The 19,994-nt window shown below is 67.7% G+C and carries 19 protein-coding genes and 1 pseudogene; 6 read left to right on the forward strand and 14 right to left on the reverse strand.

Annotation, left to right across the window (positions count from 1 at the left end; all coding sequences use genetic code 11):
* Positions 1-123: 123 nt before the first annotated feature.
* Together groL and AC5Y47_RS14495 are read left to right on the forward strand one after the other, a co-directional pair.
* Positions 124-1,749 (forward strand): chaperonin GroEL, encoded by a 1,626-nt coding sequence (gene groL / locus AC5Y47_RS14490; RefSeq protein ID WP_499944692.1) that lies wholly within the window; start codon positions 124-126, stop codon positions 1,747-1,749.
* A gap of 232 nt (positions 1,750-1,981) precedes the next feature.
* Positions 1,982-4,204, forward strand: a complete 2,223-nt coding sequence (locus AC5Y47_RS14495; protein WP_499944693.1) for a catalase — start codon at positions 1,982-1,984, stop codon at positions 4,202-4,204.
* Here the strand turns inward: AC5Y47_RS14495 and AC5Y47_RS14500 are convergent.
* The 5 genes from AC5Y47_RS14500 to AC5Y47_RS14520 all read right to left on the reverse strand — a co-directional run bounded on the left by AC5Y47_RS14500 (position 4,201) and on the right by AC5Y47_RS14520 (position 7,766).
* Positions 4,201-4,608 (reverse strand): DUF4189 domain-containing protein, encoded by a 408-nt coding sequence (locus AC5Y47_RS14500; protein WP_499944694.1) that lies wholly within the window; start codon positions 4,606-4,608, stop codon positions 4,201-4,203. The two genes, AC5Y47_RS14495 and AC5Y47_RS14500, sit on opposite strands and share 4 nt — an antisense overlap.
* Complete coding sequence (locus AC5Y47_RS14505) at positions 4,605-5,078, reverse strand: GreA/GreB family elongation factor (RefSeq protein WP_499944779.1); 474 nt, start codon at positions 5,076-5,078, stop codon at positions 4,605-4,607. Before AC5Y47_RS14505 ends, AC5Y47_RS14500 begins: the two co-directional genes overlap by 4 nt.
* A 2-nt stretch (positions 5,079-5,080) precedes the next feature.
* Complete coding sequence (locus AC5Y47_RS14510) at positions 5,081-5,374, reverse strand: GreA/GreB family elongation factor (protein ID WP_499944695.1); 294 nt, start codon at positions 5,372-5,374, stop codon at positions 5,081-5,083.
* 114 nt (positions 5,375-5,488) lie between these two features.
* Positions 5,489-6,199, reverse strand: a complete 711-nt coding sequence (locus tag AC5Y47_RS14515) for an Rv1733c family protein (RefSeq protein WP_499944696.1) — start codon at positions 6,197-6,199, stop codon at positions 5,489-5,491.
* 43 nt (positions 6,200-6,242) lie between these two features.
* Positions 6,243-7,766, reverse strand: a complete 1,524-nt coding sequence (locus tag AC5Y47_RS14520) for a PucR family transcriptional regulator (RefSeq protein ID WP_499944697.1) — start codon at positions 7,764-7,766, stop codon at positions 6,243-6,245.
* A gap of 75 nt (positions 7,767-7,841) precedes the next feature.
* Between AC5Y47_RS14520 and AC5Y47_RS14525 the strand changes: the two genes are divergently transcribed.
* Complete coding sequence (locus tag AC5Y47_RS14525) at positions 7,842-8,660, forward strand: SDR family NAD(P)-dependent oxidoreductase (RefSeq protein ID WP_499944698.1); 819 nt, start codon at positions 7,842-7,844, stop codon at positions 8,658-8,660.
* Here the strand turns inward: AC5Y47_RS14525 and AC5Y47_RS14530 are convergent.
* From AC5Y47_RS14530 to AC5Y47_RS14545, 4 genes are all read right to left on the reverse strand, one after another.
* Complete coding sequence (locus AC5Y47_RS14530) at positions 8,640-9,209, reverse strand: carboxymuconolactone decarboxylase family protein (protein ID WP_499944699.1); 570 nt, start codon at positions 9,207-9,209, stop codon at positions 8,640-8,642. The genes AC5Y47_RS14525 and AC5Y47_RS14530 overlap by 21 nt on opposite strands.
* Complete coding sequence (locus AC5Y47_RS14535; RefSeq protein WP_499944700.1) at positions 9,206-9,616, reverse strand: pyridoxamine 5'-phosphate oxidase family protein; 411 nt, start codon at positions 9,614-9,616, stop codon at positions 9,206-9,208. Before AC5Y47_RS14535 ends, AC5Y47_RS14530 begins: the two co-directional genes overlap by 4 nt.
* Before the next feature lie 16 nt (positions 9,617-9,632).
* The gene (locus AC5Y47_RS14540; RefSeq protein ID WP_499944701.1) at positions 9,633-11,075 is read right to left on the reverse strand and encodes a PPE family protein; all 1,443 of its coding nucleotides are present in this window, start codon (positions 11,073-11,075) and stop codon (positions 9,633-9,635) included.
* 96 nt (positions 11,076-11,171) lie between these two features.
* Entirely contained in the window at positions 11,172-12,911 is a 1,740-nt protein-coding gene (locus tag AC5Y47_RS14545; protein WP_499944702.1) for an N-acyl-D-amino-acid deacylase family protein, read from the reverse strand.
* A 27-nt stretch (positions 12,912-12,938) separates the two neighbouring features.
* Here AC5Y47_RS14545 and AC5Y47_RS14550 point away from each other — a divergent pair.
* Positions 12,939-13,088: pseudogene (locus AC5Y47_RS14550) on the forward strand (VOC family protein); the annotation flags it as partial.
* A gap of 10 nt (positions 13,089-13,098) precedes the next feature.
* Positions 13,099-13,614: a mycothiol transferase gene (locus AC5Y47_RS14555; RefSeq protein WP_499944703.1), complete on the forward strand. Its 516-nt coding sequence runs from the start codon at positions 13,099-13,101 to the stop codon at positions 13,612-13,614.
* A 19-nt stretch (positions 13,615-13,633) separates the two neighbouring features.
* Here AC5Y47_RS14555 and AC5Y47_RS14560 read toward each other — a convergent pair whose 3' ends face one another.
* The 5 genes from AC5Y47_RS14560 to AC5Y47_RS14580 form a co-directional block, all read right to left on the reverse strand.
* Positions 13,634-14,338, reverse strand: a complete 705-nt coding sequence (locus AC5Y47_RS14560) for an anti-sigma factor (protein ID WP_499944705.1) — start codon at positions 14,336-14,338, stop codon at positions 13,634-13,636.
* Complete coding sequence (locus tag AC5Y47_RS14565; protein WP_499944706.1) at positions 14,335-14,898, reverse strand: sigma-70 family RNA polymerase sigma factor; 564 nt, start codon at positions 14,896-14,898, stop codon at positions 14,335-14,337. Before AC5Y47_RS14565 ends, AC5Y47_RS14560 begins: the two co-directional genes overlap by 4 nt.
* Before the next feature lie 44 nt (positions 14,899-14,942).
* Positions 14,943-15,599, reverse strand: coding sequence for a DUF1365 family protein (locus tag AC5Y47_RS14570; protein WP_499944707.1), 657 nt, complete (start codon positions 15,597-15,599; stop codon positions 14,943-14,945).
* A gap of 48 nt (positions 15,600-15,647) precedes the next feature.
* Positions 15,648-18,479, reverse strand: a complete 2,832-nt coding sequence (locus tag AC5Y47_RS14575) for an MMPL/RND family transporter (protein WP_499944780.1) — start codon at positions 18,477-18,479, stop codon at positions 15,648-15,650.
* A 71-nt stretch (positions 18,480-18,550) separates the two neighbouring features.
* Complete coding sequence (locus AC5Y47_RS14580; RefSeq protein WP_499944781.1) at positions 18,551-18,973, reverse strand: MmpS family transport accessory protein; 423 nt, start codon at positions 18,971-18,973, stop codon at positions 18,551-18,553.
* Positions 18,974-19,235: 262 nt separating this feature from the next.
* On the opposite strand from AC5Y47_RS14580, the gene AC5Y47_RS14585 reads away from it, so the two are divergent.
* Positions 19,236-19,922, forward strand: coding sequence for a TetR/AcrR family transcriptional regulator (locus AC5Y47_RS14585; RefSeq protein ID WP_499944708.1), 687 nt, complete (start codon positions 19,236-19,238; stop codon positions 19,920-19,922).
* Positions 19,923-19,994 lie beyond the last annotated feature (72 nt).

A 19,994-nucleotide genomic window follows, 5' to 3' on the forward strand; every position in this document is an offset into this window, starting at 1 on the left:
AGTGCTAGGTCGGGACGGTGAGGCCAGGGGTCCGCGTCAGCGGGGAGCAACCCCAGCCGTCCGTCGCGGGCACTGCGCCCGGCCCGAACGTAGCCATCCCCAATCCGGAGGAATCACTTCGCAATGGCCAAGACAATTGCGTATGACGAAGAGGCCCGTCGCGGCCTCGAGCGGGGCCTGAACAGCCTCGCCGACGCGGTAAAGGTGACGTTGGGCCCCAAGGGCCGCAACGTCGTCCTGGAGAAGAAGTGGGGCGCTCCCACGATCACCAACGATGGTGTGTCCATCGCCAAGGAGATCGAGCTGGAGGACCCGTACGAGAAGATCGGCGCCGAGCTGGTCAAGGAAGTCGCCAAGAAGACCGACGACGTCGCCGGTGACGGCACCACCACGGCCACCGTGCTGGCGCAGGCGCTGGTCAAGGAGGGCCTGCGCAACGTTGCCGCCGGCGCCAACCCGCTGGGTCTGAAGCGCGGCATCGAGAAGGCCGTCGAGAAGGTCACCCAGACCCTGCTCGACTCAGCCAAGGACGTCGAGACCAAGGAGCAGATCGCGGCCACCGCGGGCATCTCCGCGGGCGACCAGTCGATCGGCGACCTGATCGCCGAGGCGATGGACAAGGTCGGCAACGAGGGCGTCATCACCGTCGAGGAGTCCAACACCTTCGGCCTGCAGCTCGAGCTCACCGAGGGCATGCGGTTCGACAAGGGCTACATCTCGGGCTACTTCGTCACCGACGCCGAGCGTCAGGAAGCGGTCCTGGAGGACCCCTACATCCTGCTGGTTTCCAGCAAGGTCTCAACCGTCAAGGACCTGCTTCCGTTGCTGGAGAAGGTGATCCAGGGCGGCAAGCCGCTGCTGATCATCGCCGAGGACGTCGAGGGCGAGGCGCTGTCCACCCTGGTCGTCAACAAGATCCGTGGCACCTTCAAGTCCGTCGCCGTCAAGGCCCCGGGCTTCGGTGACCGCCGCAAGGCGATGCTGCAGGACATGGCCATCCTCACCGGTGGTCAGGTCATCAGCGAAGAGGTCGGCCTGAACCTGGAGAACGCCGACATCTCGCTGCTGGGCAAGGCCCGCAAGGTCGTCATCACCAAGGACGAGACCACCATCGTCGAGGGCGCCGGTGACTCCGACGCCATCGCCGGCCGGGTGGCCCAGATCCGCGCCGAGATCGAGAACAGCGACTCCGACTACGACCGGGAGAAGCTGCAGGAGCGCCTGGCCAAGCTGGCCGGCGGTGTTGCGGTGATCAAGGCCGGGGCTGCCACCGAGGTGGAGCTCAAGGAGCGCAAGCACCGCATCGAGGACGCCGTCCGCAACGCCAAGGCGGCCGTCGAGGAGGGCATCGTCGCCGGCGGTGGCGTGGCCCTGCTGCAGGCGGCTCCGGCCCTGGCCGAGCTGGACCTCAAGGGTGACGAGGCGACCGGTGCCAACATCGTGCGCGTCGCGCTCGAGGCTCCGCTGAAGCAGATCGCTTTCAACTCCGGGCTGGAGCCCGGTGTGGTGGCCGAGAAGGTCCGCAACTCCGACGCCGGGACCGGCCTGAACGCCGCCACCGGTGAGTACGAGGACCTGCTCAAGGCCGGCGTCGCCGACCCGGTCAAGGTGACCCGTTCCGCGCTGCAGAACGCGGCGTCCATCGCGGGTCTGTTCCTGACCACCGAGGCCGTCGTCGCCGACAAGCCGGAGAAGGCGGCCGCTCCGGCGGGCGACCCGACCGGTGGCATGGGCGGTATGGACTTCTAGTCCTGGGTACGAGAAAGCCCGGCTCCCACGGTGGAGCCGGGCTTTTTCGTGGGAACCGTTGGCGCGCAGACTAATTCGCCGGTTCCGGGCGCGCGACGCGAGGTTCGATCGGGAACGACGTCCGGCCGTCTTCAACCCGCGACGCTGGAGCCGTTTGCAGGCCGAGGTTTCGGGTATCTGCACCGCCCATAGTGACATTCACCGGAATGCCGGGCAGTGACCAGGAGTGACGATGGCCGACAGTCGCGGACCCAAGGAGACCATCAAAGACGTCGTCGACGATGTCAAAGAAAAGGTCAAGGAGGTCGCCGGTTTGGCGGGGCAGCCGCCCGACTATGTACCCGGCGCGCCCGGTGCCCAGGAGCCGTCGTTAAACGAACCGACCGACCCTCGCGACCCGTTGCCGCCGAAGCCCGATCAGGCCTCGCCGACGCTGGCCACCGGCACCGGCACTCCTGTGGCAGGCCCACCGACGGCGCGCGGACAACAAGGGGAGTACCTCACCACCGCCCAAGGGGCGCGGTTGTCCAACACCGATCACGCGCTGAAGGCGGGTCCACGCGGGCCGACGCTCCTGCAGGATCACCATTTGCGCGAGAAGATCATGCACTTCGACCACGAGCGCATCCCGGAACGAGTGGTGCATGCGCGCGGCTCGGCCGCGCACGGCGTGTTCCGTGCCAACGGCGCAGCCGAACAGATTTGCAGAGCGCACTTCCTCAAATCCGGCGTCGAGACCGACATCTTCATCCGCTTCTCCACCGTCACCGGATCGCTCGGCGCACCTGACACCCTGCGCGATACCCGCGGGTTCGCGATCAAGTTCTACACCGGCGAGGGCACCTGGGATCTGGTCGGCAACAACATCCCGGTGTTCTTCATTCAGGAAGGGATCAAGTTCCCCGACATCATCCACGCGGCCAAGCCCCACCCGGACCGGGGAATCCCGCAGGAACAATCGGCGCACGACACCTTCTGGGACTTCGTCGGTCTGCATACCGAAGCCACCCATCACACCATCTGGCAGATGTCTGACCGCGCGATCCCGCGCTCGTACCGGATGATGGAGGGCTTCGGCGTCAACACCTTCCGCCTGATAGCCGAAGACGGCCGGACGTCACTGGTGAAGTTCCATATGAAGCCGCGCCTGGGTGTGCATTCATTGATGTGGGAAGAGGCCCAACTCGCCGCCGGGGTGGACCCCGATTTCCACCGCCGCGACCTCGCCGACAACATCGAAAAGGGCGCCTATCCCGAGTGGGACCTCGGGGTGCAGGTGTTCCCGGACAACCCCGAGCAGATGTTCGAGGGCATCGATCTGCTCGACGCGACCAAGCTGGTGCCGGAGGAAGTGGCCCCGGTGCAGGTGATCGGCACATTTGAGCTCAACCGCAACGTGACCAACTTCTTCGCCGAGACCGAGCAGGTGGCCTTCCATCCGGGGCATCTGGTGCCCGGTATCGACGTCACCGACGACCCGCTGTTGCAGGCGAGGCTGTTCTCCTACCTCGACACCCAACTTTCGAGGCTGGCGGGACCCAATTTCGCCCAGATCCCGATCAACCGTCCGCACGCGCCGGTCAACGACATGTTGCGGGACGGATTCCATCAGGACGGCGTGCATCCCGGCGTTGCGCCCTACCGCCCCAACTCGCTCGACGGCGGCTGCCCGTTCCTGGCCGGCGTGACGAGCGGCGCCCTGATAGATGTGCCTACCGTTGTCCCGGAGTCGACGAAGACTCGTGCCGTCCCTGCGTCGTTCGAGGATCACTTCACCCAGGCCACGATGTTCTACCGCAGTCTGACGCCGGTCGAACAGGAACATGTGGCCGATGCGTACATCTTCGAACTCGGCAAGTGCTACGAGAAGGTGATCAAGCAGCGCTACCTCGGGGTACTGGCGAACGTCGATGCGCAACTGTGCGAAACGGTCGCCGCCGGTCTGGGACTCGAGGCGCCGGGCCCGACCGCTGCGCCCGTCGAGCCCGCGCTGACCAGTCCCGCGGTGGCGCAGGTCGGTCAACGTTGGCCCGTCCAAGGACGCCAGATCGGCATCATCACCGGTGCAGACTCTGACATCGGTGACGTCGCGGCAGCGCTGGGCGCCGTCGTCGCGGCGAAATTGATTCCGCTCGTGGTGGCCCCCCACGGTGGGACTCTCGAACATGACGGCCCCAGCGTGCCCATTTCGCGCACCTATGACACTGGGCGTTCGGTGGAGTTCGACGCCGTCGTCGTCGCGGGATCACCGACCCTGGCGAAAGCGCGGATCATGGTGGACGAGGCCTATCGGCACCAGAAGGCGCTCGCGGTGCTGCCGCAAGGCGCCGATCTGGTTGCTTTGGCAGGGGTTCCGACCGAAGCGGCCGGGGTGTTCGCCGGCTCGGACCCGGCGGCCCTGGTCGAGTCGCTCATCGAGAGTCTCGGCGAACACCGGGTCTGGGACCGGGTTTAGTTACAGGCCCAGTCGACGACCCAGCCACCCCCGAGCCGGTCCAGAGCATGGGCTTCGGCCATAGGGCGGTTGAGGCCGATGCCGCCGTGATACGTGGTGCCGTCGTGGGCCACCGCGCCGCAGCGGGTGAAGGTGCTGACCACTGTGCAGTTGCCGGCCCCGCACCGTTCCAGAGCTTGCTGCTGCGCGCCGAGTTTGGACAGGTGACGGCGTGCGGTGCCGTTGGAGCCGTCGTGGCTGTAGGCGATCGCGCCGTAGTACGTGATCAGCGGTGGCAGGTTCGGTGGCGCCTCGGTCGCCACCGGGGTGGTGTGGGCGCGCGCCGGTTGGACGAGCGTGAAGGCCAGCGCGACGGCGGCGAGGACGCTTCCGAGTAGCACCGCGATACGGCGTCGGGTGGTCACTTCTCTTCCTTTCCGGCTGCGATGTGGATGCCGTAGGGCACCGCGTTGAGCAATGTGACGGTCACTTCGGTGCCGTTGGGCAGTCGATAGGTGCGCCGTTCCCCGGGGCGGGCGCCTTCGAGGGCGGCGCCCAGCGGTGCCTGATTGGAGTAGACCTCGATGTCGCCGTGTTCGGCGCTGCGCACCCCCAGCAGGAACGTCTCGACCGAACCGGTGTCGTCGAATCGGACGGTCAGCACCATGCCCGGTTCGGCGATTCCGTCGTCGGGGGGATCCTGTCCCACGGTGACATCGGTGAGCAGGTCGTGGATCTGCTGGATACGCGTCTGCCGCTGCTGTTCGTCGGCGTGGGCTTCCGCGCTGCCGCCGTCGGTGTCGGCGTCGATGCGCGACTCACGTAGCGCGGCCAGCTCCTTCTGCAGGCGGTCGTAGGCGTGCTTGGAGATCCACACCCGTTGCGCGGTGGTCATGTTCAGTTCCATCCTTTCGAATGCTGTTGGTACGGCACGGCCCGCAACAGGGTGATGTGGACCGGGCGCCGCTCGTGCGGCATCACGTAGACGCGCTGTTCGCCGGGACGTGCGCCGGCGATTGCGTGACCCAGCGGAGACAGGGTCGAGTAGACCGGGATGTCGGCGTTCTTGCCGAAACGCCGGCCCAGCAAAAAGGTTTCGGTTTCACCGGACGCGTCGTAGCGAATGGTCAGCACCATTCCGCTCTTCGCGACATCACCCGAGGCGGGCGAAACATCTTGTGCGAGAGTCATTTTCGTTTCCCTTCAGTTGGAGAATGTCGTCGCCAGGGGCGGGCAGAGTTCAGCAACCGCCCCCGGCGACTGGGGTAGCCCGTTGCCGGGCCCGGTCCGGAGATCCCTGGCTGGTCAGGATCGGCTGACGTGCCCGCGGCCTTCGCCGGTCACGTCCGCCAGTTCAGGTCGCCAGTTGTCGTGGCGAGATCGGGTGAGCAGTTTTCGAGCGCCGACGAAGATCAGCGCCGCGACGACCGTCGCATTCAGCCAGACCGCCAAGGCCACGAACACCGCCTCACGCGCGGCGGACATCGGCGGCCCACCCGCGTAGGTGCCGTCCGGATTCACCGAGATCTCGATCGTCTCGCCCGGTTCCGGTGCCGTGCGCGCCTGCACGACGCCGGTGTGTTCGGCCCCGGCCGCGAACCATCGGGCGTGCACCTGGGTGAGATCGCTGCGCGCGGGCATGTCGATCACGGTCGCGGTGACCTCGGTCCGCTGCTGCGCCTGCGCGGCGTGGAACTGGCTACGTGAGTCATAGACCGCCGTACCGATGGCGCCTGCCACCGGAATCGCCAGCAGCGCCAGCACGACGGTCAGCACCGCCACGAGGGCTTCGAGCCGATCGCTCCTGCGAATCAGCGGGTTGCGGTTGAACAGCACGAACAACCAGTGCGGCGCCTGCAGGGTGAAGGTTTCCATCGCGGCGCTGTCATCCGACCGCTGCCGCGGATCGGTATGCTGGCGGGTCATCGGTGGTCTCCTGTCGGTGGGCCGCGAAACTTCGGCCGTAATACCAGGATTCCCCGAACAGCCCTGGTGAGCATTGACCCAGCCGCACAACCGCGCCAGCTCGCGTTGTCGCGGCCCGACAGGACGAAAAGCGTCAGCCGAGGTCGGTCGCCGCGAGTTGGATCATCATCGCGAGCCTCTTGTCGGCGTCGTCCAACGCCAGGTCGGTGACCTCGGCCATCTTGCGCATCCGGTACCGCACGGTGTTCTCGTGCACTCCCAGGCGCTCGCCGGCGGCGGCCGGGTCACCCTGGGCCGCCAACCATGCCCGCAGCGTCGCCACGTAGTCGGTTCCGGTGGCGTCGTCGTGGCGGCGCAGCTCCGCGACGGGACCCCGGCCGGGCAGCCGGCCGGAACGCGACGCGGTGCGCAGCCGCTGCAGCAGTATGTCGTCCCAGCATTGGTCGTAAACCGGGATGGTGGACAGGGCAGAGGCCTCGTGTAGCGCCAGGCACTCGTCGGCTTCCTGCCGGGCGGCGGCAAGATCGGCGGGCTCGGCGGCGCCACTGATGCCGGCCACCACTGTCACTCCTTCGGGAAGCGCGGCCCGCAGCCCGGCGACCCATTGCTGGGCGGCTTCCGGCTCGTCGCCCGGCAGCAACGTGTAGACGGTGCTGCCTACCAGCGCACTGCGGCCCGGTCGTGACCAGCCGAATCCCGCCGTGGCACGCTCGAACGCCAGCAGCAGCACGGCATCGCGGTCCGCACCGATGCACGCCTGGAGCGCGATCACCCGCAGGGGACAGCGCGGCAACCCCAGCCGGCTGATCACGGTGGCCGCGTCGGCGGTGCTCTCCAACAGCCGGATCACCAGCTCGGACTCCACCTGGCGCTCGAGGTCGGCACTTGCACGCGACCGCAGCAGATGGACGGCCACCGTGTGGGCGCTGTCGACCAGGGCAACGCGTGCGGCCCCGTCCAGCGGTAGAGAACACGCCACCCACACCGACCCCATCAGTTCGCGGCCGGAACGCACGGCCACCACCATGCGGCCCGTCACGCCGTGCTCGGCATCCTCGGGAATGAACAGCGGTTCGTCGGAGACCGCCAGGTGCGTGAAGACGCCGTCGGCTTCGTAGAAGGCCCGTAGCCGCTCCGGGGTCTGCCGGGCCAGGATGGTCTGCACCCGCGCGGAATCGGCGTGCTGCTGCTGTCGGGAGTACGCCAGCACCTGCATCAGCCGGTCGTGGATGACCACGGCACCACCGATCGCGTCGGCCAGGCTGTCGGTGAGGGCGAACAGATCGGTCGGGCCGCGCCCGGCCTCGGTCTCGCGACCCTCCAACACCAGCCCGTAGACCACCGCGGCCAACTCGCTCCAGGACAGCGCCTCGTCGACCAGCAGCACCGCGCCCACCTCGCCTTCGCCGTGGACTGTGGCCGGGTCCGCCGGGCCGCGCAGCAACGTCACGACCGCGTGCGCCGAAGCGGCCCACCGCATCGCTTCCTCGAACGACGCGGCACCGACGGCCAGGAGTACGTCGCCGGTCACCGGGCCGCGCGGGGTGGCTTCGTGGATCACGACGTTGCGCAGTTCGGTCGAGCGGGGAATCGACGACCACCGCAACCGCACCCCGTAACTGCCCAGGACGTTCACCAGGCGATCCAGAGTGATCACGCGCCGCTCCTTCGATTGATCACAGCGTAATCAGCGATGCGAAGATCGGCGTCCTACGACGGTAGGTTCAAAGACGTGGCGCTCCCGACTCCCTCCCGGACCAGTACCGCCGTCGTCACCGGCGCCTCGTCGGGAATCGGCGCCGACATCGCCCGCGAACTGGCCCGCCGCGGCCACGGCGTCACGCTCGTGGCCCGCCGCGAAGACCGGTTGCGCGAGCTGGCCGACGAGCTCTCCGGCAGCGTTCGTGTCGAGGTCCTCGCCTGCGACGTCGCGGACTCCGGCGCCCGCGCCGAGCTACTGGACGAGGTCGGCCGGCGCGGACTGACCGTCGACGTCCTGGTCAACAATGCCGGCCTGGGCACCATCGGCTCGGTGACCAAGACCGACGTGGACAAAGAGATCGCCCAGGTCCGGGTCAACGTCGAGGCAGTCATCGACCTGTGCACGCGCGCGGTCCAGCAGATGGTGCCGCGCGGGGGCGGCGCGATCCTCAACGTGGGATCCACCGCGGGGTTTCACCCGTTTCCCGGCCAGCTCGGCTACGCCGCCACCAAGGCGTTCGTGAAGTCCTACACCGAAGGTCTGCGCGCGGAACTCGCCGGCACCGGTGTCACGGTCATGCTGCTGTGCCCGGGCCCGGTGCGCACCGAGTTCCTGACCAGCGCGGGAATGGACGAACGGACCTTCGCCGACGCGTTCCCCAAGTTCCTGTGGATCCCGTCGCGGACTGTCGCACGCATCGGGGTGGACGCCCTCGACGCCGACGAGGCAATGGTCATCGCCGGACTACCCAACCAGGTGAGCACCCGGTTGGTCCAGTTCATGCCGCGACGGTTGCTGCTGCCCTTGTTGAAGAGCCGGCATCCCGGTCTACGACGAGACCGGGGTTGACGGCCAGCGTCGCATCCAGCCTTCGACCGGCAGCGCCAGCGCGTTGCACAGCGTGCAGATGGTGCGGTACCAGCCCACCGCGGTGAGCAACTCGATCCGTTGTTCGTCGTCGAGGAAGCTCCCCAGCGCTGCCCAGGTCGGCTCCGACCACGAACCGCTGCGCTCCAGTTCGTCCACCGCCTCGATCAGCGCGCGCTCGTCGGGGCTCCACCGCGCGTCCTGCGGCCCGCCGGTGACCAGGGCGTCGCACTCCTCGTCGCTGACTCCCGCGAGCGGGCCCCAGAACGCCGCTTGTCCGCCCCACTCGTAGGCGCATCCCACCAGGGCACAGCAGCGCAGTATCGCGATGGTGCGGGTCCGGGGCGCCAACAGCGCTGCCACGTAGAGGGTTTCGCCGAGCTTGCGCAGCCGGGTGGCCAGCGCCGGGTGGCGTTGCAGGCAGCGCACCAGCAGCAATGGCTCGTAGGTCCGGTCCGGGTGGCCCCAGCTTTCGATGCCCGCGGCGTCCTCGTCGCTCCACGGCGGCGCGAGCGGTTCGACGCGGCTCATGCGACCGGAAGGCTGAACACGACGCAGTCGTGCAGGCATCCCTGGGCGGCGGACGGGGAGTCGGCGTTGCGGTGCAGCAGGGCGCGGGTGGGCACGACGTCGCAGTGGACAGTGTCGGGCTCGGCGCCCTCGCTGATCTCGGCCCGGCCGTCGACGATCAGCGAGTAGCCGCCGGGTTCGGTCGGCGGCCAGATCAGCGTGACCTCGGCGCGGCGGGCCAGGTTGGCGCGGGTGCCGCCGCCGATCAGCCCGACCTCCAGGACCCGCTGATCCCGCAGCACCGGTTCGACCGTCACGGTGTGCGCGCGGTAGCTGTCGTCGACGGTGATGAGGTACGCGAACGGGAAGTCGGGCAGGGCGGCCGCCAGTCGCGGCAAGTCAACCTTTTTCGCGGTCTTTGCGGCCATTGACTGAGGATAGGCGTCAGTCCGACTTCACCGGGAACTTGATCACCCGGCTCTGACCGGCGGTGTCGCGCTGGGACTCGGGATAGAAACCCGACCTGGGGATGCCGTCGTTGGGCAGGTTCGGGGTGCCCAGCCCCGCCTCGCGCGCCATGGTGAAGCCGGTCACGTTGCTGCTGGTGGTGCGCAGCCCCGAGTTGGCGGCCGGGCTGCTGGTCGGGTTGGCCGACACCTGGCCGGGTCCGGCGGAATCCAGTCCGGCGGCCGAGGCGACGACGGGTGGGGCGATGCCGGCGTTCAGCGCGCCGGCCAGACCGGAATGCAGGCTGCCGGTGTTCGCCAGCGCCGAGCCCAGCAGTCCCGAACCCAGGGCCGCGGTCCCCAACCCGCCGGTGGCGTAGTGCGCGGAGTTGGTCAGGCTCGCCTCCAGGCCGGTCGCGGCGCCCAGGCCACCGCCGTACAGTCCCGACCCCCACGGCCCCATGCCGGCGAAGCCGGTGTTGGCGCTTCCCGAGTTGCCCAGACCCGAGTTGAGGCTGCCCGAGTTACCGAAGCCCATGTTGTCGGTGCCGGAGTTGAAGAAGCCGGTGTTGCCGGTGCCGGAGTTGCCGAAGCCGGTGTTGCCGCTGCCCGAGTTCAACCCGCCGAAGCCGAATCGGTGGTCACCGGTCAGGCCGAACCCGAAGGAGTCGCTGCCGGTGTTGGCGAAGCCGAAGTTGTTGCTGCCGAAGTTGCCGAAGCCCAGGTTGCCGATGCCGGTGTTGCCACCGCCCAGGTTGTAGCTACCGGTGTTGCCGGCCCCGACGTTGCCGCTGCCGCTGTTGCCGCTGCCCAGGTTGTAGTTGCCGGCGTTGTTGTTGCCGATGTTGCCACTGCCGGTGTTGCCGAAGCCGAAGTTGATCTGACCGTTCTTGCCGATGTCGATGCCGAGGTTGCGCAGCACCTGCTGCCACGGGGCCAGCTGGGCGGCGGCCGCCGACGCGTCGAAGTGGTAGTTCGCCATGGCCGCGACGTCGAGGGCCCACATCTGCTCGTAGGCGGCCTCGGTGTCCATGATCGCGGGCCAGTTCATGCCGAAGAAGTTGGTGGACGCCAGCATCTGCACCAGGCCGCGGTTGGCCGCCACCACCGCGGGCTGCACGGTGGCCGCCACCGCCGCCTCGAACGCCGACGCCGTCGCGGTGGCCTGTGCCGCCGCCAGGTCCGCCTGGACGGCCGCCGCGCTCAGCCAGGCCATGTACTGGGTGGCGACGTCCATCATCGCCGCGGCCGACGGACCGAGCCACGAAGAGGTGGTCAATTCCTGTGTGACACCGGTGAACGACGCCACCGACGACGCCAATTCCTCGGCCAGTCCAGCCCATGCTGAGGCAGCAGCCAGCAGCGGTCCCGCACCGGGACCGGCGAACATAAGTGCCGAGTTGATCTCTGGCGGCAACCACGCGAAATGCGGGCTTGTCACCACCCAAACCTACCCGCCGGGGCTGGTTACCGTGGGCTTATCGGGTAACCCGCTAAGGCCAATTCTCAGGGCTCCAACAGGGTCCCGTTAAAGGCGTCAGACGGGCTCGGGGGCGGGTCGACGGCCTCGGATCAAGCGCCCCGGGCGGGCCGAAGTGGGCACGCCGTGCTCGGCGATCAGCTCGCCGGAAACCACCGTCGCGACGTAGCCGTCGGCGGTCTGATCCAGCCGCCGGCCGCCGGCCGGCAGGTCGTGGGCGATGATCGGTTTGTGCAGCCGGAGCGCGGCGTGGTCGATGACGTTGAGGTCGGCCTTGTAGCCGACGGCGATCCGGCCGCGGTCGGCCAGCCCGGCGATGCGGGACGGCACCGAGGTGAGTTCGCGGACGGCTTCGGGCACGGTGAACCGTCCGGTCGCGCGGTCGCGTGCCCAATGGGTCAGGAAGTACGTCGAGTAGCTGGCATCGCAGATCATGCCGTAGTGCGCACCGCCGTCGCCCAGGCCCAGCACGACGTCGTCGCGGTGCAGCAGGTCGCCCACGGTGTCCAGGGTGTTGTTCTCCAGGTTGCTGGTGGCGACCAGCAGCATGGCCCGGCCGTCGTCGTCGAGTAGGCGGTCGTAGGCCTCCTCCAGCGCGCTGACGCCGCGGGCGGCGGCGCGGGCGGCGATGCTGTCCGACGGGTCCGGCTCGTAGTTGGGGTTGTCGTCCAGCGGGAAGATCCAGTCCCAGGCCTGCGCGACGTACAGGATCGGATGCCCGGTGCCGGGCTTGTCGGCCAGGATGCGGGCGCGCACCTCGGGTTTGCGCATTTCGGCGACGCGCTCGGCGAGCGGCAGGTCGGCGATCTCGCGGTAGCTGGGGTAGAGGACGAACGGGTTGGCCGACAGTTGCAACCCGATGATCAGCCCGATCGGGCGCGGCAGCAACTGCGCGGTGAATTGCGTCCCGCCGGCACCAGAGTTCTTGTTGGCCTTCTCCACCATGGTGATGGCGTCGGGCCAGAACGGCTCACCGGTGTTGCCGACGATCAGGGTGAAGGTGAGGGGTAGCCCGACGTCCTCGGCGACGTCGAACACCGTCTGCAGCACCGGTTGGTAGCCCCCGGCGGGGAGGTCGGGGACGAATTGCAGCAAACCGCCACCGCCGTCGACGACGCCGCGGGCGATCTGTTCGATCTCCTCGCGGGCGGCGTCGTAGCTGGGGATGGGCGCCCCGCTCTCGGTCTTGTGGATCGTCAGCCGCGACGAGGCGAAACCCAGCGCGCCCACTTCGATCGCCTCTTTGGCCAGTTCCCGCATCTTCGCCAGGTCGTCGGCGGTGGCGGGTTCGCGATCGGCGCCGCGCTGTCCCATCACGTACACCCGCAACGGGGAATGCGGGAGATAGACGGCCACATCGATGTCACGTCGCCGCGACTCTATGGCGTCCAGGTATTCGGGAAACGTCTCCCAGGTCCACGGCAGCCCGTCGGTCATGACGACGCCGGGAATGTCCTCGACCCCGGCCATCACGTCGACGAGCACTTCGTGGTCCTCCTTGCGGCACGGCGCGAAGCCCACCCCGCAGTTGCCCATCACGACCGTGGTGACGCCGTGCGCCGAGGACGGTGTCAGCCGGTCCGACCAGATGGCCTGTCCGTCGTAGTGGGTGTGCAGGTCGACGAAGCCCGGGGTGACCAACAGGCCCGTCGCGTCGATCTCGCGCGCCGCGTCGGCGCTGTTCAGCGATCCCACCGCCGCGATCACGCCGTCGCGTACCGCGACGTCGCCGGTGAACGGTTCACCTCCCAGACCGTCCACGATGGTGCCGTTGCGGATGAGGAGGTCATAGCTCATCCAACTAATCTACGACCGTGATCGATCGCCTTCTACGAGACGGCGGTGGGGCTGGGTGCGGAGTCGTTGCACCCGCCGCGGCGGTGGCCGGAGTATCACCCCGGATACTTCGGCGCCTTCGTGCGCAACCCGGACGGCAACAACGTCGAAGCCGTCTGGCACGGCGCCAGGGCGTAGCGTCGCGCGTATGCCAGGAAGCGATGACGCGGTCCGGGAACTGTTGCGCGACGCGTTCACCCGATTGATCGAACACAGCGACGAACTCACCGACGGGCTGACCGACGAGATCGCCGGCTACCGGCCCACGCCGCAGGCCAACAGCATCGCGTGGTTGCTCTGGCACAGCGCCCGGGTGCAGGACTTGCAGGTGGCCGACATCGCCGGCGCCGAGCAGGTGTGGCTGCGCGACGGCTGGGTCGATCGGTTCGCGCTCGACCTGCCGCGCAACGACATCGGGTACGGCCACAGCGCCCGGGACGTGGCCAAAGTGCGCGCGCCGGCCGCCCTGCTGGCCGGCTACTACCGCGCGGTGCACGCCTTCACCCTCGACTACGTCGCCGCGGTGACCGCCGACGAACTGGCGCGCATCGTGGACACCAACTGGGACCCGCCGGTGACGGCGAGCGCGCGGCTGGTCAGCATCATCGACGACTGCGCCCAGCACCTGGGCCAGGCGGCGTATCTGCGGGGGATCGCGAAGTAGCTGCCCGGGTGGGCGACGCTCAGCGCAGCGGCAACTCGGCCAAGACCGCGCCGGTCGGCTGGGGCGAGCCGGTGCCGGGCTCCACGGTGAACGCCAGGGACGTCGAGCTGCCCAGGTTGTCCAGCGTCGCCTTGGTGGCCGGCGACACCGCCGTGGTGCCCATCGTGCCCGCCGACGTCGTGCCGTCTGCACCAATTAGCCACATCTGGTAGACGGTGCCCGGCGCCGGCGGCGGCACGTTGTTCATCACCAGCACACCGGCATTGCGGTCGCGGGAGAACATCACTGTGGCGATCCCCGGCCCCAGCGGGCGGGAAACCGTCCGCACGTCGGGCGCGGCCAGAATCTGTTCGGCCACCGTCTGCGTGGGCGCCGGCCGCATCCACACCCCGACACCGAACGCTGCCAGGCCCACCGCGATCGCCGCGGCGGCCGCCAAAACCGCAGTGCGCCAACGTGATCGGAGCCGGGTCGGCGCAGCGGACGGGGCGGTCAGGGCGAGCACCGCCGCGCGCAACTGGTCCGGTGGTTCGGCGACATTCGCCGACGACAACACCGCCATCGTCTCCCGGACCGCGCGGACCTCGTCGGCGAAGGCCGCGGCGACCGGCGCGGGCGCCGACGAAACCCGGGCGTCGATCTCGGCCTGCTCCGTGTCGGTCAGGGCGTGCAGCGCATACGGGGCCGCCAGCTCGAGCAACTCGAAATCGTCGGGGGCGCTCATGCCACGTCCAGACAGTTGCGCAGGCCGCGCAGCGCGTCGCGCATGCGGGACTTGATCGTGGACAGGTTCGCGGCCAGCCGCTGCGACACCTCGGCGTAGGTCAGGCCGCCGTAATAGGCCAGCTCGATGCACTGGCGTTGCGCGTCGGTCAGCGCCTCCAGGCACCGGATCACCCGGCGCCGCTCGTCACCCGCTATCGCCGAGTCCGAGACGACGTCGGTCGCTGTCTCGAGATACGCTGTGCCGTAGCGTGATTCGCGTTTGGTTCCGGCCTGCTCGCTGCGCACCCGGTCGACCGCGCGCCGGTGTGCCATGGTCATCAGCCAGGCCAGCGCGGACCCCTTGGCGGAGTCGAAGTCCGACGCCGTCCGCCACACTTCCAGGTAGACCTCCTGGGTGGTCTCTTCGCTGTATCCGGCATCGCGCAGCACCCTGGTCACCAGCCCGTACACCCGGGTTTTGGTTTGGTCGTAGAAAGCGGCGAACGCGCCGTTGTCTCGCGCGGCGACCCGGCGCAGCAACGCATCCAGGTCGCCACTGGGGGTCGGCGGGGCGGTCATCGTCGGTAGCCTAACGCCCGATTGCGCCAGGTTGGGGACGTCGGTCATGGCTGTCGGGCCGGCCCGGACGCGAGATCGGCCGCCCGCTCCCGCTTTTCGGCAGCCGCGGTGCCGATCGCTGCCTGTCCGGCCCGTTGTGTCCGCCGACGTGCGAACCGGCGCAGCACTGCCCTCGGCAACAGCCGCTTGCCACGCACAGTGGCGGTGAACGCCAACCGGGACTCGGGGTGCAACGACACCATGATGTCGACCTCGCGCTCGGGCACCGGCGCGAGCAGCAGGCATTGGCCGTCGGGGGACTGCGTCCGGACCAACACCGGTACCTCGGCCGGCGGCAGCAGATAGGTGTGCCGGCCACGGGTGTTGTGCACTTCGGCGATCACGTATCGCAGGAGGCCGTCACCGTCGTGGCACCAGAAGATGTTCAGCGGGTTGACGACGTGCCCGAACGCGCGGGCGGGCAGCAACCCGGTGATGCGGCCGTCAGGCATCTCGACGCCGTGCTCGGCGAACACCGCGGTCACCCGGTCCCGCAAGCCGGCCCTCAACCACGGCAACCGGGGAAGCCGGTCGACGTCGACGTACCAGCTGTAACCGCGGCGCTGAAACGAGCGATGCGCCGGAACCTGCTGCGACTGGCTGACCGTGGTGCGGTAGACCGCCGTCGGCTTCCCCGCCCGGGACTGGTGTTGTGGCTGCACACCAGATATTCGGAGTCGGCGGCCGGCCGGATGGCCGGGCCGGCCGGACTAACGCTGGTCGCTGAGCGCCAGCATCCGGTCGGTCGGCTGGTCGTCGCGCGGCAGGGCGGGGTTGCGGGCGGGCCGCGTCCGCACCCGGATCGGCCACCAGAACCAGCGACCCAGCAGCGCGGCGATCGACGGCGTCATGAACGCGCGCACGATCAACGTGTCGAACAGCAGGCCCAGACCGATGGTGGTACCCACCTGCCCGATCATCCGCGCGTCACCGATGATCATCGACGCCATCGTGAACGCGAACACCAGGCCGGCGTTGGTCACGACCTTCCCGGTGCCGCCCATCGACCGGATGATGCCGGTGTTCAGGCCCGCGTGTATCTCCTGTTTGAACCGGGAGACCAACAGCAGGTTGTAGTCCGATCCGACGGCCAGCAGCACGATGACCGACATCGCGAGCACCAGCCAGTGCAGCGGGATGCCCAGGATGTGCTGCCAGACCAGCACGGACAGGCCGAAGGATGCGCCCAGCGACAACGCGACCGTCCCGACGATCACCGCCGCGGCCACGAAGGCCCTGGTGATCAGCAACATGATGATGAAGATCAGGCACAGCGAGGAGATGCCCGCGATCAGCAAGTCCCATTTGGCGCCCTCGGAGATGTCTTTGAAGACGGCCCCGGTCCCGGACAGATAGATCTTGGCGTCCTCCAGCGGCGTGCCCTTGAGGGCTTCCTCGGCCGCGGTGCGGATCTGGTCGATGCTGGCGATGCCCTCCGGTGAGGCGGGATCACCGCGGTGCAGGATGATGAACCGCGCCGAGTGCCCGTCGGCGGTCAGGAAGTTCTTCATTGCCCGCTTGAAGTCGGCGTTCTTGAACACCTCGGGCGGCAGGTAGAACGAGTCGTCGTTCTTGGCCGCGTCGAACGCGTGGCCCATCGCCGTGGCGTTCTCGCTCATCTCGTCCATCTGGGCGAAGATCCCGGACATGGTGCTGTGCATGGTCAGCATCATGGTCCGCATGCTCACCATGGTGTCGATCATCGGCGGGAAGGTGGCGATCATCTGCGGCATCAGCACGTCGAGCTGCTTGATGTCGCCGACCAGGACATTCAGCTGCTCGGTCAGCTGATCGATCCCGTCGAACGCGTCGAAGATCGAGCGCAGTGTCCAGCAGGCCGGGATGTCGTAACAGTGCTTCTCCCAATAGAAGTACGAGCGGATGGGCCGGAAGAAGTCGTCGAAGTTGGCGATCTTGTCACGCAGATCGTTGGTGATCTGCTGCATCTGCTCGGTGTCGCCGACCATCTTGTGGGTGATTCCGACCAGCTTGGACATCAGCGCATACATGTTCTGCATCAGCGCGATCGTCTTGGTCATCTCGTCGGCCTGTTTCAACATGTCGTCCATGCGGTCGCGCTGGTACTTCATGGTCTGCAGCTGACCGGCGTTCTGCATGCTCATCTGGAACGGGATCGACGTGTGATCCATCGGGGTGCCGTCCGGCCGGGTGATCGCCTGGACGCGGGAGATGCCGGGCACCCGGAAGATGCCCTTGGCCAGCTTGTCCAGCACCAGGAAGTCGGCCGGGTTGCGCAGGTCGTGATCCGACTCGACCATCAGGATCTCCGGCTTCATCCGGGCCTGGGAGAAGTGCCGGTCGGCGACGATGAAGCCCTGGTTGGCCGGGATGAAAGCGGGTAGGTAGGCGCGGTCGTCGTAGCTGGGTTTGTACCCCGGCAGGGTGACCAGCCCGATGATCGCGATCACGAGCGTGACGGCCAGGATCGGCAGCGGCCAGCGCACCACGGCGGTACCCACCCGTCGCCAACCCCGTACCGACAGCACCCGTTTGGGATCGAACACCCCGAACTTGCCGGCGACCACCAGGATCGCCGGACCCAGTGTCAGCGCGACGAGGACGGCGACCAGCATGCCGACCGCGCACGGGATGCCCAGCGTCTGGAAGTAGGGCATCCGGGCGAAGTGCAGGCAGAACAACGCGCCGGCGATCGTCAGGCCGGAGCCCAGAATCACGTGCGCGGTGCCGTGATACATGGTGTAGAAGGCGGTTTCCCGGTCCTCACCGGCTTGGCGGGCCTCTTGATAGCGGCCGATGATGAAGATGCCGTAGTCGGTGCCGGCCGCGATGGCCAAGGACGTGAGCAGGCTGACCGAGAACGTGGACAACCCGATCAGTTCGTTGTGTCCGAGCAGCGCCACCGCGCCGCGTGCCGCGCTGAGTTCGATGCCGACCGAGAGCAGCAGCAGGAACACGGTCAGGATCGACCGGTAGATGAACATCAACATCAGCGTGATCACCAGCACCGTGGTGATGGTGATCTTGGCCATGGATCTGTCGCCACTGTCGTGCAGGTCCGCGGCCAGCGCCGAGGCGCCGGTGACATATGCCTTGAGCCCCGGCGGAGCCTGCACGCTGTCCACGATCTTGCGGACGGCCATCACGGACTCGTTGGCCAGCGGTTCGCCCTGGTTGCCGGCGAGGGTCAGCTGGACGGTGACGGCTTTGCCGTCGTTGCTCTGCGCGCCGGCGGCGGTCAGCGGGTCGCCCCAGAAGTCCTGGATGCTCAGGACGTGCTTCTTGTCCTCCCGCAGCTTGCGGATCATCTCTTTGTAGTAGGTGTGCGCCTCGTCGCCCAGCGGCTTGTCGCTTTCCAGGACGATCATCCCGAAGCTGTCGGTGTCGCCCTCCTTGAATGCGTTGCCGATGTGCTTCAACGCCACGAACGACGGTGCGTCGGCGGGACTGAGCGAGACCGAGCGCTCTTGCCCCACGACTTCCAGTGACGGCACGAAAATGCTGAGCAGCACCACGACCACCAGCCAGAACAGGATGATCGGCACCGCGAGGGCGTGAATCATCCGCGCGATGAACGGCCGGTGGGCTTCGCTGGAGAGGTCGGGGGGAGGGCCGACCGGCGCGTAGGCGGTACTCACGCCGACTTCACCAGGCAGAAGGTGAACGCGTTGACGCCACTGGAGTGACGCTCGGCCTTGACCTCGTCGTCGATCAGGATCCGGCAGCCGATGCTGTTGCTGTCGCCCTGGGCGGTGAGGTTGCCGACCATGGCCGCCTTGGTGGTGCTGATGTGCAGCGACCAGGGCAGCCGTGCGTTCTCCACCCACTGCGGATCGGAATTGACGTCGAAATAGCTGATGTCGGCGACGGTACCGGGCGGGCCGAACACCTCGTAGACGATTCGCTTGGGATCGAACGGCTCAGGGTTCTTCAAGTTGCTGTCGGCGTAGGACTCGCGCTTCTCCGAACCGAAGTAGCCGTGCACGCGGTAGACGAGGAATCCGCCGACCGCCACCACCACCAACACGGTCAGTGGGATCCACGTGCGCGACAACAGCCTGAAAATCGCAGACCCCTTTGCAGATTCGTGAATTTCTTGCGTTATACGGACCGCGGCGCCCAACCGGTGCTGTGCACCGGCGGCATCTCGTCGACCAGAGCAACTAAGCCTTGCCTAAGTAAAGCACGGCGCGCGACCGGGCTGTCCACTCCTTCCACTCGCGCTGCGAATTGTAACGCATATCACGTGCGTAACAGACGCTACCGTCCGGCTTCTACCTGCGCAAATCACATTACGTGCGTTATACAAATCACATGTTGTGCGTTATCCTCTGCCAGTGGCGCAACTCGCTTTCCGACGCGCCCGCACCGAGGAGAACAAGCGCCAACGTGCGGCGGCACTGGTAGAAGCCGCACGCTCGCTGGCCGTCGAGACCGGAGTCGCGTCGGTCACCCTGACAGCGGTCGCCAGTCGCGCCGGGATCCACTACTCGGCGGTGCGCCGCTACTTCACCTCGCACAAAGAGGTGCTGCTGCATCTGGCTGCTGAGGGCTGGGTGCAATGGTCGGGCACGGTGTGCGACAAACTGGCCGAACCCGGTCCGATGACCCCGGAACGTGTGGCCGAGACGCTGGCCAGCGGTCTGGCCGCCGACCCGTTGTTCTGCGACCTGTTGGCCAACCTGCACCTGCACCTCGAACACGAGGTGGAGATCGAGCGGGTCATCGAGATCCGGCGGACCATCTCGGCCGCCGCGATCGCCCTGGCGGACGCCATCGAACAAGCGCTGCCCGCGCTGGGGCGTCCGGGGGCGTTCGACATCCTGATCGCCGCCTACTCGCTGGCGGCGGCCTTCTGGCAGATCGCCAACCCGCCGGCGAAGATCTCGGACGCCTACGAGGAGGAACCCGAGGTGCTGCCGGCCGAATGGAACATCGACTTCGGCTCCGCGCTCACCCGGGTGCTCACCGCCACCTGCATCGGCTCACTCCCGGGGTCGCGATGACGGGTGAGGATCGTGAAATGTTTTGCGTCAGACGGGTATCTGAGTTGAAATACAGGCTGATTTCTCCGCGGC

It is taken from the genome of Mycobacterium sp. NGS22, assembly GCF_059813095.1.

Coding starts and splice junctions, on each gene's coding strand:
- groL (WP_499944692.1), top strand. CDS start 124: ATGGCCAAGACAATTGCGTATGACGAAGAGGCCCGTCGCGGCCTCGAG.
- AC5Y47_RS14495 (WP_499944693.1), top strand. CDS start 1,982: ATGGCCGACAGTCGCGGACCCAAGGAGACCATCAAAGACGTCGTCGAC.
- AC5Y47_RS14505 (WP_499944779.1), bottom strand. CDS start 5,078: ATGACCACCGCGCAACGGGTGTGGATCTCCAAGCACGCCTACGACCGC.
- AC5Y47_RS14510 (WP_499944695.1), bottom strand. CDS start 5,374: ATGACTCTCGCACAAGATGTTTCGCCCGCCTCGGGTGATGTCGCGAAG.
- AC5Y47_RS14530 (WP_499944699.1), bottom strand. CDS start 9,209: ATGAGCCGCGTCGAACCGCTCGCGCCGCCGTGGAGCGACGAGGACGCC.
- AC5Y47_RS14535 (WP_499944700.1), bottom strand. CDS start 9,616: ATGGCCGCAAAGACCGCGAAAAAGGTTGACTTGCCGCGACTGGCGGCC.
- AC5Y47_RS14545 (WP_499944702.1), bottom strand. CDS start 12,911: ATGAGCTATGACCTCCTCATCCGCAACGGCACCATCGTGGACGGTCTG.
- AC5Y47_RS14555 (WP_499944703.1), top strand. CDS start 13,099: ATGCCAGGAAGCGATGACGCGGTCCGGGAACTGTTGCGCGACGCGTTC.
- AC5Y47_RS14560 (WP_499944705.1), bottom strand. CDS start 14,338: ATGAGCGCCCCCGACGATTTCGAGTTGCTCGAGCTGGCGGCCCCGTAT.
- AC5Y47_RS14565 (WP_499944706.1), bottom strand. CDS start 14,898: ATGACCGCCCCGCCGACCCCCAGTGGCGACCTGGATGCGTTGCTGCGC.
- AC5Y47_RS14575 (WP_499944780.1), bottom strand. CDS start 18,479: ATGATTCACGCCCTCGCGGTGCCGATCATCCTGTTCTGGCTGGTGGTC.